This window comes from Arthrobacter sp. sptzw42 (assembly GCF_059089685.1).
Window position 1 is genome coordinate 266,806 of the sequence record NZ_JBNHEX010000002.1, and the last position, 13,961, is coordinate 280,766.

General features: G+C 66.0%; 14 protein-coding genes. 1 reads left to right on the forward strand and 13 read right to left on the reverse strand.

The window, feature by feature from the left end:
• Positions 1-103: 103 nt before the first annotated feature.
• The 12 genes from AC5RT4_RS03300 to AC5RT4_RS03355 form a co-directional block, all read right to left on the reverse strand.
• Positions 104-622 carry a tetratricopeptide repeat protein gene (locus AC5RT4_RS03300; RefSeq protein WP_494104848.1) on the reverse strand — a complete coding sequence of 173 codons (519 nt, stop codon included), beginning with the start codon at positions 620-622 and terminating at the stop codon, positions 104-106.
• Entirely contained in the window at positions 622-1,713 is a 1,092-nt protein-coding gene (gene aroB / locus AC5RT4_RS03305) for a 3-dehydroquinate synthase (protein ID WP_494104849.1), read from the reverse strand. Before aroB ends, AC5RT4_RS03300 begins: the two co-directional genes overlap by 1 nt.
• Positions 1,710-2,219 (reverse strand): shikimate kinase, encoded by a 510-nt coding sequence (locus AC5RT4_RS03310; protein ID WP_494104902.1) that lies wholly within the window; start codon positions 2,217-2,219, stop codon positions 1,710-1,712. The genes aroB and AC5RT4_RS03310 overlap by 4 nt, the downstream gene beginning before the upstream one ends.
• A gap of 54 nt (positions 2,220-2,273) precedes the next feature.
• Positions 2,274-3,473: a chorismate synthase gene (gene aroC / locus AC5RT4_RS03315; protein WP_494104850.1), complete on the reverse strand. Its 1,200-nt coding sequence runs from the start codon at positions 3,471-3,473 to the stop codon at positions 2,274-2,276.
• 26 nt (positions 3,474-3,499) lie between these two features.
• On the reverse strand, positions 3,500-4,360 hold the full coding sequence (locus AC5RT4_RS03320) for a shikimate dehydrogenase (protein WP_494104851.1): 861 nt from the start codon (positions 4,358-4,360) through the stop codon (positions 3,500-3,502).
• Complete coding sequence (mltG, locus tag AC5RT4_RS03325; protein ID WP_494104852.1) at positions 4,357-5,949, reverse strand: endolytic transglycosylase MltG; 1,593 nt, start codon at positions 5,947-5,949, stop codon at positions 4,357-4,359. Before mltG ends, AC5RT4_RS03320 begins: the two co-directional genes overlap by 4 nt.
• Complete coding sequence (gene ruvX, locus AC5RT4_RS03330; RefSeq protein ID WP_494104853.1) at positions 5,946-6,539, reverse strand: Holliday junction resolvase RuvX; 594 nt, start codon at positions 6,537-6,539, stop codon at positions 5,946-5,948. The genes mltG and ruvX overlap by 4 nt, the downstream gene beginning before the upstream one ends.
• A 7-nt stretch (positions 6,540-6,546) precedes the next feature.
• On the reverse strand, positions 6,547-9,225 hold the full coding sequence (alaS, locus tag AC5RT4_RS03335) for an alanine--tRNA ligase (RefSeq protein WP_494104854.1): 2,679 nt from the start codon (positions 9,223-9,225) through the stop codon (positions 6,547-6,549).
• Between the two features lie 132 nt (positions 9,226-9,357).
• Positions 9,358-9,600: a hypothetical protein gene (locus AC5RT4_RS03340; protein ID WP_494039794.1), complete on the reverse strand. Its 243-nt coding sequence runs from the start codon at positions 9,598-9,600 to the stop codon at positions 9,358-9,360.
• A 17-nt stretch (positions 9,601-9,617) separates the two neighbouring features.
• Positions 9,618-9,992 carry a DUF948 domain-containing protein gene (locus tag AC5RT4_RS03345; protein ID WP_494039795.1) on the reverse strand — a complete coding sequence of 125 codons (375 nt, stop codon included), beginning with the start codon at positions 9,990-9,992 and terminating at the stop codon, positions 9,618-9,620.
• A 146-nt stretch (positions 9,993-10,138) separates the two neighbouring features.
• Positions 10,139-10,765 (reverse strand): 30S ribosomal protein S4, encoded by a 627-nt coding sequence (gene rpsD / locus AC5RT4_RS03350; protein ID WP_494039796.1) that lies wholly within the window; start codon positions 10,763-10,765, stop codon positions 10,139-10,141.
• 169 nt (positions 10,766-10,934) lie between these two features.
• Positions 10,935-12,341: a replication-associated recombination protein A gene (locus tag AC5RT4_RS03355; protein ID WP_494104855.1), complete on the reverse strand. Its 1,407-nt coding sequence runs from the start codon at positions 12,339-12,341 to the stop codon at positions 10,935-10,937.
• Positions 12,342-12,414: 73 nt separating this feature from the next.
• Here AC5RT4_RS03355 and AC5RT4_RS03360 point away from each other — a divergent pair, with 73 nt between their 5' ends.
• Positions 12,415-13,089 carry an acVLRF1 family peptidyl-tRNA hydrolase gene (locus tag AC5RT4_RS03360; protein WP_494104856.1) on the forward strand — a complete coding sequence of 225 codons (675 nt, stop codon included), beginning with the start codon at positions 12,415-12,417 and terminating at the stop codon, positions 13,087-13,089.
• Between the two features lie 111 nt (positions 13,090-13,200).
• On the opposite strand, the gene AC5RT4_RS03365 is transcribed toward AC5RT4_RS03360, so the two are convergent.
• Positions 13,201-13,935, reverse strand: coding sequence for a GNAT family N-acetyltransferase (locus AC5RT4_RS03365; RefSeq protein ID WP_494104903.1), 735 nt, complete (start codon positions 13,933-13,935; stop codon positions 13,201-13,203).
• Between the last annotated feature and the right edge of the window lie 26 nt (positions 13,936-13,961).

Consider the following 13,961-nt stretch of genomic DNA (forward strand, 5'->3'; position numbering starts at 1 on the left):
GCGTGCCGGCGCGTTTTTGTCAAAAATCGGGGCGTCGAAAAATCCAAGAACCATTCTACCGGGTTAAACGGCGGCCCTTTCCGGGATAAGCCCGGGCGAGCGGTCAGCAGGCCAGGTCCAGGACGTCCCGGGCCCGCTGCAGCGCCACCGTGGACGAGTAGATCAGGGCCGCGTCTGCTGATTCCGCAACACGCAGGTCCAGGGCGCGGGCGAACGACTCGACTGCCGCCGAGGTCTGCCCCGCGGTGTACTGGGTCTTGCCGAGGAACTGCAGTACCAGCGCCTCCCGCGGCGTCCCCTGCACCTCGGCAAGCAGCTGACGGAACAGCTCCACGGCGCGGTCGAGCCGGTTTGAAACCCGGAGCACCTCGGCTTCGAAAGCCCGCAGCTTGAAGGACTCGGGATCCTTGAACCGCGCTTCGGCCAGCAGTTCCGCTGCCTCTGCGGAATGCCCTTCCACCAGCAGGACATAGATATGGTCGGCCGGATCGGCAGACACCGCCAGCGCCTCACGGCACGCGTCCTGGTTCACGATCTGGGGCAGCAACGTTTCCGGGTTGATGCGGATTCCCGGGAAGCCAGCCTCCGGCCAGTCTGCCGTACCTTCCATGTGGCCGTGCATCAGGAAGCAATCTCCTGGTACGCGGCGAACAGCAGTGACGTGTCCGGCACATCGAGGATCCCCGGTTTGGCAACGCCGTCCAGGACAACAAAACGCAGCAGGTCGCCGCGGGACTTCTTGTCCCGGCGCATTCCGTCCAGCAGGCCCTGCCACCGGTCCCGGCGGTAAGTGACGGGCAGTCCCAGTCCGTCGAGGATGGTGCGGTGCCGGTCGGCGTCGGCGTCGCTGAGCCGCCCGACGCTGCGGGCCAGTTCGGCGGCGAACATCATGCCCACGGACACAGCGGCGCCGTGACGCCAGGAGTAGCGTTCCACCAGCTCTATGGCGTGCCCCAGCGTGTGCCCATAGTTCAGGATTTCCCGCAGCCCCGATTCCTTGAGGTCTTCCGAGACGACTTTGGCTTTGACCGTGATAGCACGCTCAATGAGTTCCCGGAGGACGGCTGACTGCGGGTCCACCACCGCTTCGGGTTCCTTTTCGATGAGGTCCAGGATCGCAGGGTCCGCGATGAAGCCGCACTTGATGACCTCTGCCATTCCAGAGATGATCTCGTTTTTCGGCAGGGTATTCAGCGTGTCCAGGTCCGCCAGCACAGCTGCCGGCGGGTGGAAGGCGCCCACGAGGTTCTTGCCTTCGGCGGTGTTGATGCCAGTCTTTCCACCCACCGAGGCGTCCACCATGCCAAGCAGGCTGGTGGGCATGTGGATGACTTTGATGCCGCGCAGCCAGGTGGCGGCGACGAAGCCGGCGAGGTCCGTGACGGCCCCTCCCCCCACGGCCACGATCGCGTCGGACCGGGTGAAATCGTTCTGCCCCAGGACCTGCCAGCAGAAGGCCGCCACTTGGATGTGCTTGCCTTCTTCGGCGTCCGGGATTTCCGCCGTAAGTGAGGTGAAACCTGCTGCCGCCAGTTCGTCGCGGACGGTGTCCCCGGTGAGGCGCAGGGCACGCGGGTGAATGACGAGGACCCGGCGGACACGCTCACCGAGCAGGCCGGGAAGGTCACCCAGCAATCCGCGTCCCACCACGATGTCGTAGTTGTTGCCGGCGGATTCGCCGGTCACTTTGATGACTGTTGATTCGACGCTCACTTTTCAACTTCCTGTTTGGCAGCTGCGTAGTCGCGCAGTGCTGCTTCCAGCCGGCGTCCCAGCTCGGAAACCGAGCCGTGGCGCACGTCCAGGGTTATGTCAGCCAGCCGTTCGTAGACGGGCCTGCGGGTGGCAAACACGGCCGTCCAATGGCCAACCGCATCCCCCGCCAGCAGCGGCCTGCCCGAATTGCGGGCTATGCGTCCGGCAACTGTGCTGGCATCGCATTCCAGGTACACCACCGTGCACCTGTTGAGCAGCTGTTGGGTTCCGGAGTCAAGGACAGCACCTCCACCCAGGGAGATGACTGTGGCCGTGCCTTCCGCTGCTTCGACGGCGTGGGCCACTGTCCTGGCCTCGATCTCGCGGAACGTGTGCTCCCCGCGTCCGGCGAAGATGTCGGAGATGGATCCGTGGGCCGCCACGATGACGGCGTCGGTGTCCACGAACGGAGCACCGAGCTGATCGGCCAGTTGCCGCCCGATAGCGGATTTACCGACGGCCATGGGCCCGATGAGCACCACCGGGCCCGTGGGCGAGGTTTTGTTGCTGGAGGGCACTTACTGGCCGATCGAGTCCAGGGACGCCGGGATGCTGTCCAGGTAGCCCTTGATGTTCCGAGCGGTCTCCGTCACCGAATCGCCGCCGAACTTTTCTGTGACCGCCTCGGCCAGGACCAGCGCCACCATGGCTTCCGCAACCACGCCGGCGGCCGGGACGGCACAAACGTCGGACCGCTGGTGGTGCGCCTTGGCGGCCTCACCGGTGCTGATGTCAATGGTCTTGAGGGCCCGCGGCACGGTGGCGATGGGCTTCATGGCGGCCCGTACGCGCAGCACGTCGCCAATGCTCATGCCGCCCTCGATGCCGCCGGCACGGTTGCTGGTGCGGACAATGCGTCCGTCTGCATCGCGCACGATTTCGTCGTGGGCAGCAGAACCGCGGCGCGCGGCAGTGAGGAAGCCGTCACCAACCTCCACGCCCTTGATGGCCTGAATGCCCATGAGGGCTGCAGCGAGCCGGGAGTCGAGCCGGCGGTCCCAGTGCACGTAGCTTCCAAGTCCCGGCGGAAGCCCGTAGGCGAGGACTTCAACCACGCCACCCAGGGTTTCGCCTTCCTTATGCGCGGCATCAACCTCGGCCACCATCGCATCGGAAGTTTCCCGGTCAAAGCAGCGCAGCGGATCGGAGTCCAGGGCCAGCACGTCGGCGGGAACCGGCAGGGGCCGTCCTTCGGGCACCGTGACGGTCGCGATGGAGACGGTGTGGCTGACGAGTTCAATGCCCAGGTGCTTCAGGAACTGCGCAGCGACGGTACCCATTGCTACGCGCGTGGCAGTCTCCCGGGCGCTGGCGCGCTCGAGGACGGGGCGGGCTTCATCAAAGCCGTACTTCTGCATTCCGGTGAAGTCGGCATGCCCGGGGCGGGGGCGGGTCAGCGGCGCGTTGCGGGCCTGGTCGGCAAGGAGTCCGGCGTCGACGGGATCGGCGGACATGATCTGTTCCCACTTGGGCCATTCGGTGTTGCCTACCTGGATGGCCACGGGGCCGCCCTGGGTACGCCCGTGCCGGACTCCGCCAAGGATGGTCACAACGTCCTGCTCGAACTTCATGCGCGCGCCGCGTCCGTAGCCAAGGCGGCGGCGGGCCAGTGAATCAGCGATGTGCCCACTGGTGATTTCCACACCGGCGGGGACGCCTTCAATAATTCCCATCAGAGCCGGACCATGGGATTCACCGGCAGTCAACCAACGCAACATATTTTCCATCCTGCCACGTATGGCGGTCACAGCGCCCGTCGGGGAAGGCCGACTGAGTCGCACATCACATCTATGACAGAGGAGTTAACTTCCTCGTCGAGCCGGCTGAACAGGCGCACCTGTTCCACCGCCTGGTACAGCAACATTTCAAGGCCGGGCACCACCGCACCGCCGCCGGCCGCCCACACAGCTGCAACGCGGCTGGGCCAGGGGTCGTAGGCGACGTCCAGCAATATGCCCGGCGTCGGCATCTTCAGTGTCGCGATCTCTGCCGCCAGCCCGTCCGCAGCGCGCGGCGGCAGGGTTGAGATAACGACGTCGGCGGCGGCTGTTGTTTCTACCGCCTCCGCCAGGGGACGGACCTCCAGTGCGAGGCCGAGGCTTTCTGCTGCGGCGCGGACTTCTGCTGTGCGTAACGGATCACGTACAAAGAGCCTCGCGGAGCCGGCTCCAAGTTCCCTGAGGGCTGCAACAGCGGCGGCCGCAGTCCCTCCCCCGCCGAGGATAACGGGGGACTCCGGTGTCTTGCCGCCCGCGTGCCGGATGGCGTTGACGATGCCGGTGACGTCCGTATTCAACCCCACGGCCCGGGAACCGGTCCCGTGTTCCTCAAAGGCCACGGTGTTCACTACTCCCAGGGTCCGGGCAACGCCGCGGACTTCGTCCACCTCGCCGACCATGGCCGCCTTCAAGGGCATGGTGACCGAGAGGCCGCGCCAGCCTGGCTGGTCCCGGAACTGCCGCATCAGCGAGGGCAGCAGTTGTTCAGTAACGTCGATTGCCGTGTAGCTGATGCCGATGCCGAGCTTGCTGTACGCCGCGTGATGCAGCGCCGGAGACTTTGAGTGGCTGATGGGGTGGCCCAGGACGGCTGCCCGCAAGCTCATGTGCAGCGGCCAACGTTCGCCGTGCACCAGGCGTTGTACTGCTCAACGTAGGTGTTGTGTTCAGCGAGCGTCCGGGAGAACTTCGTTTCCTTCGTGTCCAGGTTGATGGTCACCCAGTACAGAAAATCGTTGGACTTGGGCTTGGCGGCAGCGTCAATGGCCGTTTTACCCGGAGAACCGATCGGCCCGGGGGGAAGGCCCGGATTCGCATAAGTGTTGTACGGGTTGGACTTGTCCTGGCGCTGCTCGTCCGTGAAGTTGTAGCTCTTGGTTCCCAGGCCGTAGGTGACGGCTGAGTCCACCTGCAGGAAGCCGTTGGTTTGATCGTTGGGCTTGAGCCTGTTGTAGATGGCCCCGGCCACGTCGCCGTACTCGGCCTGGCCGCCCTCGGCCTGGACGATGCTGGCGACAATAACTGCCTCGTACTGCTTGGCAGGATCGTTGATGCCCTGGGACTTCAGTTCATCCACGGTGACCTTGACCAGCGATTGGAGGATGTCCTTTGCCGGCGTGCCAAGCGGATAACGGTGCTCGCCCGGGGCCAGGTACCCTTCCAGGTTCTTGGCTGTTGCGGGAAGGCCAAACTGGGCCGGCTGGTTGCTGAGGGCCTGGAGATCCTGGATGGAGATCCCGGAACCTTCAGAGATCGCCTGCAGCGACTCGCCGATACGGAGGCCGGCACTCAGGGCGAAGTAAATTACCTTCTCCTGGTCCTTGCCGAGCAGGACGTTGACGGCGTCGGTGTTCTTCATTTCCGTTTTGAACGTGTAGTCACCTGGAGCCAGGACACCGCCCGATGCATTGAACGCCTGGAGGAAGGTGTCGGAGTTGGCGACGACGCGCTCACCTTCCAGCTTGCTGGCGACAGAACGCGTGCCTTCACCGTTCTCGACCGTCACCAGGACCTGGCCTGAACCCGGGCCAGGGAAGTCATTGGGTTTGCCGCTGCCAAGCAGCGGCTTCAGGAACTGCGCACCGACGGCGACCGCCGTGACGAAAACGGCAAGTGTGAGGAACAGCGCCAGCAGTCTCCGGCGGCGGCGGACCTTTCTGGACGGTTTGGCCACTACGGGCGCTGCCGCAGCGGGCAGGAACTCGTGGTGCCCTGCGTGGTGCGCATCATCGTAGTGCCCCTGGTCATAGCGTCCTTCGTGATGGAGGGCATCGTCGTGGTGCACGCCCTCCTGGTAGTAGTGTCCCTCGGCATAGTGGGCGTCGTCGTCGTAATGCCCCTCCGCTGAGTCCCTGTGCCCGGCGAGGACAGGCTCCGGGTAGGAAATGGAATCGTCGTCGTGAGGGGCGTCGTCGAGTTGGACGTTTTGGATGGACGGCGGCGCCTCCGGGGCGGCCGGGAGCGGCTGATCCCCCGGGGCCGGGGCGCCCGCAGGAAGCCGTGGTGCGGCGGCGGCCGGCGGTCCGGATGGCAGCGCCGGAACGTCCTGCCCCGTCTCGTAGGCTTGTTCGGGCACGGCGGCCTGGAGTCCGGTGTCAGAGGTCTTTTCCAGCGCCCGGAGTTCCTTGCGGGTCAGCGGCCTCGCTCCCCCGGCGTCCAAGGGGCCGGAAGCGTCGTCAATATTGGCAGGACTCACTGTTGCCTTCCATCATTTGAAGATTGGTCCGTGTCCGGGGTGGCGCAGACAGAATCATCCACTTCGCTGACCCCCGGGTCCCCGGAAGGGGAGGGCGGCGCCACGCGTCGGCCGACGTCCGCTCCCCTGGCTTTTTGCATGTCGAGGGCGTGCTGAAGGATACCTGCCGCCGCGACCTGATCAACTACTTTACGGTGGTTCCGGCTGCTCATGCCAGCTTCATGCAGGTTCCGGTGGGCTGTAACGCTGCTCAGGCGCTCATCCACCAGGTTCACCGGCACGGACAAAGCCCGTGACCCAAGCTCTGCAGCCAGGAGCTCCGCGTACTCCGTGGCCATTTTCGCGGACGCGTGCTCTTCACCCTTCATGGTCCGGGGCAGGCCAACGATGACCTGTACCGCGCCAAGTTCCTCAACCAGGTTGGCGATGACCCGCACGTCCGAGTTTTTCCTGGCGTTGCGGTCCAGCGTCTTGTACGGCGTGGCCAGGATCGAATCGCGGTCGCAGACGGCCACGCCTACCCGGACGGTACCGACGTCGACCCCCAGTTTAATGCCCTGGGGGGCGCCGGCTGCGGAAGGATTGGTCATGGGTGGGTTATCGCCCGGAAATGGCGTCCACGACCGCTGCCAGGGCAGGGGCCACCTTGGCAGCGTCCGTTCCGCCGCCCTGGGCAACGTCGTCCTTGCCGCCGCCGCCGCCGCCGAGGATCCCTGCGGCGAGACGTACCAGGGCACCGGCCTTGACGCCGGCTTCCCGTGCGGCTTCATTGGTGGCAACCAGGATCATCGGGCGGTCGTTCGCGACGCCGGCCACTGCCACCGTGGCGGCCGCTGAACCCAGGCGGTTCCGCAGATCCAGCGCCAGGCCGCGGAGGTCGTCGGCACCGCTGACCTGCCCGGCGTCGTGCGCGATGACGCTGACTCCGGAGGCGTCCCTGGCGCTGTTGACAAGCTGGGCAGCGGAAGCGGCCAGCTGCTCCTTGCGGAGCCTGTCGAGCTCCTTCTCCGTTGCCTTCAGCTTGGCAAGGGTGGCCGCGATCCTGTCGGCCAGTTGACCGGACGGGACCTTGAGCAGGTCGGTCAGTTCTGTAACCAGGGCACGCTCGGCGGCTAGGTGGCGGAACGCCTCCATGCCCACGAAAGCCTCAACACGGCGGTTTCCTGAGCCCACCGACTGTTCGCCCAGGAGTGAGAGACTGCCGATCAGCGAGGTGTTGGCCACGTGGGTTCCGCCGCAAAGCTCGCGGGACCACGCGCCGTCGATCTCCACAACGCGGACCTCACTGCCGTAGTTTTCACCGAACAGGGCCATGGCGCCAAGGGCCTTGGCTTCAGCCAGTCCCATCACCTTTGTTTCCACGGCGTAGTTGTTCCGGATGGCGAGGTTGGAGACCTCTTCGATTTCCGAGCGGGTGGCGGTGCTCAGCCCCTCGCCCCAGGCGAAGTCGAAGCGCAGGTAGCCTGCCTTGTTGTAGGACCCGCGCTGGGTGGCTTCCGGGCCCAGGATCTGGTGGAGTGCGGCGTGCACGATGTGCGTGCCGGTGTGCGCCTGCTCGGCCGCGTGGCGGCGTTCACGGTCGACGGCGGCACGTACCATCGAGTCCGCCCCGATTTCGCCTTCGCGGACGATGGCCTTGTGGACGCTCAGGCCCTTGAGCGGGCGCTGGACATCGAGGACCTCAACGACGAACCCGTCGCCGGTGATCAGGCCGGTGTCGGCTGCCTGGCCGCCCGCTTCTGCATAGAACGGGGTCTCGGAGAGTATGAGTTCAATCTCGTCGCCCGTGGATGCCTGCTGAACCGGCTGTCCTCCGGTGAGGATGCCGCGGACGCGGGATTCGCCGTCGAGCTCTGTGTAACCGGTGAAGACGGTCTCACCCTGGGCGAGGATTTCCTGGAAGGCGCTGAGGTCGGCGTGGCCGCCCTTCTTGCCCTTGGCGTCAGCCTGGGCGCGCTGGCGCTGCTCCTGCATGAGGCTGCGGAATGCTGCCTCGTCCACTTCGAGCCCGGCCTCCTCGGCCATTTCCAGCGTCAGGTCGATGGGGAACCCGTAGGTATCGTGCAGGGCGAAAGCGTCGGTGCCGGACAGGGGCTTGCTGGCGGCCTTGGATTCCTTGACGGCGTCCTCGAGCCGGGCGGTTCCGGAGGCGATGGTGCGCAGGAACGCCTTTTCTTCGGCGTAGGCGATGCGGCTGATGCGGGCGAAGTCGGTCTCCACCACGGGGTAGACGCCCTTCATGGCATCCCGTGAGGCCGGCAGCAGTTCCGGCAGGCAGGCCTGTTCGACGCCGAGGAGGCGCATGGACCGCACAGCACGGCGGATGAGACGGCGCAGGACGTAGCCGCGGCCTTCGTTGGAGGGGGTCACGCCGTCGGAAATCAGCATCAGTGCAGAGCGGATGTGGTCGCCCACGACGCGCATGCGCACATCGTCGGTGTGGTGCGGGTCGTCAGGCGTTTCAGCGGAGGTGTACTCCTTGCCCGAGAGCTCGGCTGCCTTGTCGATGACGGGGCGGACCTGGTCGGTCTCGTACATGTTCTCGACGCCCTGCAGGATCATGGCCAGGCGTTCCATGCCCAGACCCGTATCGATGTTGCGCTTGGGCAGTTCGCCCACAACGTCGAAGTCCTCCTTGGACCGGACATTTTCGATCTGGTACTGCATGAACACGAGGTTCCAGATTTCGATGTACCGGGTCTCGTCAGCCAGCGGGCCGCCCTCGATGCCGTAGGCAGGTCCGCGGTCATAGTAGATCTCCGAGCAGGGACCTGCGGGGCCCGGCTGGCCCGTGTGCCAGTAGTTGTCGGACTTGCCCATCTTCTGAATGCGTTCGGCCGGAACACCGGTGTTCTTCAGCCACAGTTCCTTGGCTTCGTCGTCTTCTTCGTAGACCGTTACCCACAGCAGTTCGGGTGCGAGGCCGTAGCCGCCGTCGTCCACGCTCTTGGTCAGCAGCTCCCAGGCGAACTTGATGGCGTCTTCCTTGAAGTAGTCGCCAAAGGAGAAGTTTCCGCACATCTGGAAGAAGGTGCCGTGACGGGCGGTTTTGCCCACTTCCTCGATGTCGCCCGTGCGGATGCACTTCTGCACGCTGGTGGCGCGGGAGTAGGGCGGTTCCTCGCGGGCGGTGAGGTAGGGAATGAACGGAACCATGCCGGCAACCGTGAACAGCAGCGAGGGGTCGCTGGAAACCAGCGATGCGGAGGGAACCGCGGTGTGGCCCTTACTGACAAAAAAGTCCACCCAGCGTTTGGTAATCTCCTGCGACTTCATGAGCTGTTTACTTACCCTTCTTGGTCCACACGTGTGCGTGGAAGTTCGTTCTCTTGGCAGTTCCGTGAGCACGGCTACTGCCGGTTGGTTCTGGCAGGCCGAGTGCGGGCTGCGGCCTGGCCGTTTGCCGGGTCAGCGGCGGACGAGTTCTGCGGACTCCACCCCGAGGGCGGCGCGGAGGTCCGTTTCCCGTTCACGCATGCCGTCGCGGATGGCATCGGCGAAGTCGTAGACGCCGTCGGCGAGCCGGCCTACTGCCCGGTTGAGGCCCTGCGGGCCCAGTGTGGACTGCATGCTGGCCTGTGCCTCCGTGACTTTGCGGAGCGCAATGACTCCGATCGCCACGCCGATTCCCATCCAGACAAGTCGTTTCATTTTAGGTTCTCCGGTGTTCAGCGGCTGCGGCGGCCGGCAGCGGGTTTCTTACGGTTTGCCAGGGCGGTGCGGACGCCGTAGCTGAACGCTGCCACTTTGATGAGCGGCGAGCCAACGGTGGCGGCAACCAGCGAGGACAGTGCCGAGAGGTTTGCCGACGCGTCGGAGACGTTGGAGGAAATGCCGTCCACCTTCTTCAGCTGCTGATTGGTGGTGGACACGGTGGCCGTTACCTCGTCCATCAGCGGTGTGGCGCCGTCGCTGAGGGACCTGATGGTGGTCCGGACCTCGTCCAGGACTTTGCCCAGCTTCAGGATGGGCACCGCAAGCAGCAGCACCAGGAGCGCAAACACTCCGGCAGCGATCAGGCCGGCAATATCGCCACCAGACATAGACGTTCATCTCCTAGAAATTCTGTGGTTCGTTCCCACCGGCGGACGCGTCGTAAAGCGCATTCCGCGGATGTCCCCCCAAGTACCTTACATACAAAGAAGCCCGCGGCGCTTGCCACGGGCTTCCTTGTATACGCTGCCTGGATTTAGCGTGCGTAGAATTCGACGACCAGCTGCTCTTCGCAGGTCACGGGGACCTCGGAGCGCTTGGGACGGCGGACCAGGCGTGCCTGCAGGGCTTCCAGCTTGACGTCCAGGTATGCCGGGACGGCGGGCAGGACGTCGCGGTGGGCGCCGGCTGCTGCAACCTGGAGCGGAGCCATGGTTTCGCTGCGGCTGTGGACGTGGACCAGCTGGCCCTCGCCGACGCGGAACGACGGGCGGTCAACGCGGATGCCGTCAACCATGATGTGGCGGTGCACAACCAGCTGGCGGGCCTGGGCGATGGTGCGGGCGAAGCCGGCACGCAGGACCAGGGCGTCAAGACGCATTTCGAGCAGTTCGATGAGGTTTTCACCGGTCAGGCCCTTGGTGCGGCGGGCCTCTTCGAAGGCACGGGTCATCTGTGCTTCGCGGATGCCGTACTGGGCGCGCAGGCGCTGCTTTTCGCGCAGACGTACGGCGTAGTCAGAGTCCTGCTTCTTGCGGGCACGGCCATGCTCACCGGGGCCGTACGGGCGGCGCTCCATGTATTTGGCGGCCTTGGGGGTCAGAGCGATGCCGAGGGACCGCGAGAGGCGGGCCTGACGGCGAGCACGAGTGTTGTTAGCCACTTGTGTCCTTCCAATATCTGCGGTGTGTCAATGTTACTGGCCTCCACGATGGAGAGCATCGGCCAACCGCTGCCTTTTGCTACTGGGCGCAGGCATAACCTTCTCAACGTGAAATTGGGGAGATTGTGCGTCCGCGCCTTGCCAGACAACGTACTATCCTAGCACGGCCCTACTTGCCCCGGACGATCTTCCGCAGCCGCTCCAGCCGCACCGCGATGTCCCGCTCCGCACCGTTGGCTGTGGGCTGGTAATAGTCCTTCCCCACCAGATCGTCCGGCGGGTACTGCTGTGCTGCCACGCCGTGGGGCGCGTCGTGTGCGTACTTGTAGCCAAGGCCGTGGCCCAGCTGCTTCGAACCCGGATAGTGCGCGTCCCGCAGGTGGGCAGGGATGCCGTTCCCCAGCCCGGCGCGGACATCGGCAATGGCTTTGTTGATCCCCATGTAGGCGGCGTTGGATTTGGGGGCTGTAGCCAGGTGCACCACCGCCTCCGCCAGGATGATCCGCCCCTCGGGCATTCCGATCAGCTGCACGGCCTGGGCTGCGGCCACCGCGGTCTGCAGGGCAGTGGGATCAGCCATTCCCACATCCTCCGCCGCGGAGATGACGATCCGGCGGGCGACGAAGCGCGGGTCCTCCCCCGCTTCGAGCATCCGCGCCAGGTAGTGCAGGGCGGCGTCCACGTCCGAACCCCGAATGGACTTGATGAAGGCGCTGGCCACGTCATAGTGCTGGTCCCCTGCCCGGTCATAGCGGACGGCCGCCACGTCAAGGGCCCGCTCGGTGTGCTTCAGTTCCACCTTCACCGTTCCGTCGCTGGCGTCGTCCGCATCGCCGAATGCCACACCGGCTGCAGCTTCAAGCGCTGTCAGGGCCCGCCGGGCATCACCGCCGGAGAGCCTGACGAGGTGCGCCAGGGATTCGTCGTCGAGTTCCACCTGTCCGCCGAGCCCGCGGGAGTCTGCAACGGCGCGCTGAAGGAGCCCCTCGATGTCGGCGTCGGTCAAAGGTTTGAGGGTCAGCAGCAGGGAGCGGGACAGCAGGGGCGAGACCACGGAAAAGGAAGGGTTCTCTGTGGTGGCAGCCACCAGGACCACCCAACGGTTTTCGACGCCGGGCAACAGGGCGTCCTGCTGGGCCTTGTTAAAGCGGTGGATCTCATCGAGGAACAGGACAGTGGTGGTTTTGTACAGGTCGCGGGCCGTCAGGGCGTCGTCCATTACGCGCCGCACGTCCTTGACCCCGGCGGTGATGGCCGACAGTTCCACGAACTTCCGGCCCGGTCCCCTGGCGATGACATGGGCAAGGGTGGTTTTCCCCGTCCCGGGAGGACCCCAAAGGATCAGGGAGGTGGGTCCGGCGGGACCGGCAGCGTCCACTCCCGCTGCCAGTTGCCGCAGCGGGGAGCCCTGGCCCAGAAGGTGCTGCTGGCCCACCACCTCATCGAGGGTGCGGGGCCGCATCCGGACCGCCAGCGGGCCGCGCTGCTTGGCGCTTCCGGTGGCGGGGGCGCCGCCGGCGTCAATGGGACCGTCGTCGTCATCATTGCCGGGCCCGTGCCCGAAGAGATCTTCCACATAGATAGGCTACTTCCAGTTACCCGGGGGCTTCCGCCCGGAAGCTGCCGCCCTTCAGGGAAAGGATGCCTGCATGTCCGCACGTGCCGCCGCCGGCGGGCCGCGACCGTCTTCTGTCCGCACCGCCTATGTCCCGGGCAGCCGCCTTCAAGGCTGGGCGGAGAGGTTCGGCGAGGGGCACGGCGGATTCCAGGTGCGCGATGACGACGACGGCCTGCGCCTTCTGGCGGACGACGGCGCCACAGCACTCCTGCAGGCGCCGTGGCCCGGCGACGGCCGGCCGGGCCGCGGAGCGGACGCCCTGGCAAGGCTCGCCTCCCTCGCGTCCCAGCCCCGCCGGCTCGGCCTGTTGCTGGTCCGGCGTGGAGGCTACGGTGTTGCGGTGGTCAGCGAAGGACTGGTGCTGGCTTCGAAGGTCGGTTCCACCTACGTGCAGTCCCGGTCCGCAGCAGGCGGTCAGTCCCAGCAGCGGTTTGCCCGGCGCCGGTCCAACCAGGCGGATGCACTCGTGGAAACGGTTGCCGGGAACGCGCTTCGGGTGTTCAGCGGAGAATCCTTCGAATACGTGGTTCCCGGTGGCGACAGGGCTTTGGCGGGCTTCGTCCTTGAGCACCCGGCTTTGAAGCATTACGCCGCCCTGCCGCGGATGGCCTACCTCGACGCACCGGACCCCAAGGCGGCGGTACTGAAAAAGGCCGCAGCGCACGCGTGCTCGGTGCGGATCCAGGTCACCGACCCACCGGCTTAACCCCGGCCATCAACAGGCGCGCGCCGCCCAATTCGACGGTTCCCTGCGCGTTCGGCGCTGCCGATCGTCGACTGGGCAGGGAACCGTCGAAACGGCGCAGGGAGTTTGGGGTCAGCAGCCCGTCAGCGCCCGCTTGGGCCGCTGCTGGCGGTAGAGGTAGCGGCCCGACTCCTCGAACCCGGCTTCGCTGTACAGCTGCCGGGCACCATGGTTCGCCGCGGTCACCAGCAGCCAGAAGCTGTCCAGGCCGCGTTCTGTCCCTTCGGACAGGAGCGCCTGCAGCACCGTCGAGGCGTATCCCCGCCGGCGGCGCGAGGGGGACGTAGCCATGCAATAGATCCCGCCGGTTACCTCCACCAGGGCGAGGCGCCCGACGGCGGCCGGCAGGCCGTCGTCGTCCCTCACCAGCGCATAGAGCGATGGGCAGCCGGCAAGGATGGCGCGCGCTGTGTCCTGTTCTGCCTGACCGCCGCGGCCGTCAACGCTCCACCAGAGATCCAGCCATTTCCTGCTTGGGCGGTCCGTGACATCAACCTTCGCGGACCGCGGAAGCAGAGGCGCGGCTTCGGCCGGCCGGGCCATAATCAGCGTCTCCGACTGGCGGGTGAAGCCCTCCTGGTCCAGCAAAGCGTTCAGTCCGGAATTGGCAGGCGTGTCCGTTACCTGGAAAATCAGGGGCAGCCGCCGCTGCCGGTACCACTGGGCCGCCTCGCGCAGCGCGGCCTGGAGCTCTGCGGCAGCCTCCCGCGGCCACACCGAGTTGGCCCGCTGGGTGACTCCTGCGGCAGCCCGGAGGACCCACTCCCCCGTGTCGTAACGCTCGACGGCGGGCCAGGCCGCGTCCATGAGCGTTTCGAAGCCGCCGGTTTCCG

Excerpts from the sequence above, each read along its gene's own strand:
- AC5RT4_RS03345 (WP_494039795.1), bottom strand. The coding sequence starts at position 9,992 with ATGTCTGGTGGCGATATTGCCGGCCTGATCGCTGCCGGAGTGTTTGCG.
- aroC (WP_494104850.1), bottom strand. The coding sequence starts at position 3,473 with ATGTTGCGTTGGTTGACTGCCGGTGAATCCCATGGTCCGGCTCTGATG.
- AC5RT4_RS03320 (WP_494104851.1), bottom strand. The coding sequence starts at position 4,360 with ATGAGCTTGCGGGCAGCCGTCCTGGGCCACCCCATCAGCCACTCAAAG.
- AC5RT4_RS03340 (WP_494039794.1), bottom strand. The coding sequence starts at position 9,600 with ATGAAACGACTTGTCTGGATGGGAATCGGCGTGGCGATCGGAGTCATT.
- ruvX (WP_494104853.1), bottom strand. The coding sequence starts at position 6,539 with ATGACCAATCCTTCCGCAGCCGGCGCCCCCCAGGGCATTAAACTGGGG.
- AC5RT4_RS03360 (WP_494104856.1), top strand. The coding sequence starts at position 12,415 with ATGTCCGCACGTGCCGCCGCCGGCGGGCCGCGACCGTCTTCTGTCCGC.
- AC5RT4_RS03300 (WP_494104848.1), bottom strand. The coding sequence starts at position 622 with ATGCACGGCCACATGGAAGGTACGGCAGACTGGCCGGAGGCTGGCTTC.
- AC5RT4_RS03365 (WP_494104903.1), bottom strand. The coding sequence starts at position 13,935 with ATGGACGCGGCCTGGCCCGCCGTCGAGCGTTACGACACGGGGGAGTGG.
- alaS (WP_494104854.1), bottom strand. The coding sequence starts at position 9,225 with ATGAAGTCGCAGGAGATTACCAAACGCTGGGTGGACTTTTTTGTCAGT.
- AC5RT4_RS03310 (WP_494104902.1), bottom strand. The coding sequence starts at position 2,219 with ATGGCCGTCGGTAAATCCGCTATCGGGCGGCAACTGGCCGATCAGCTC.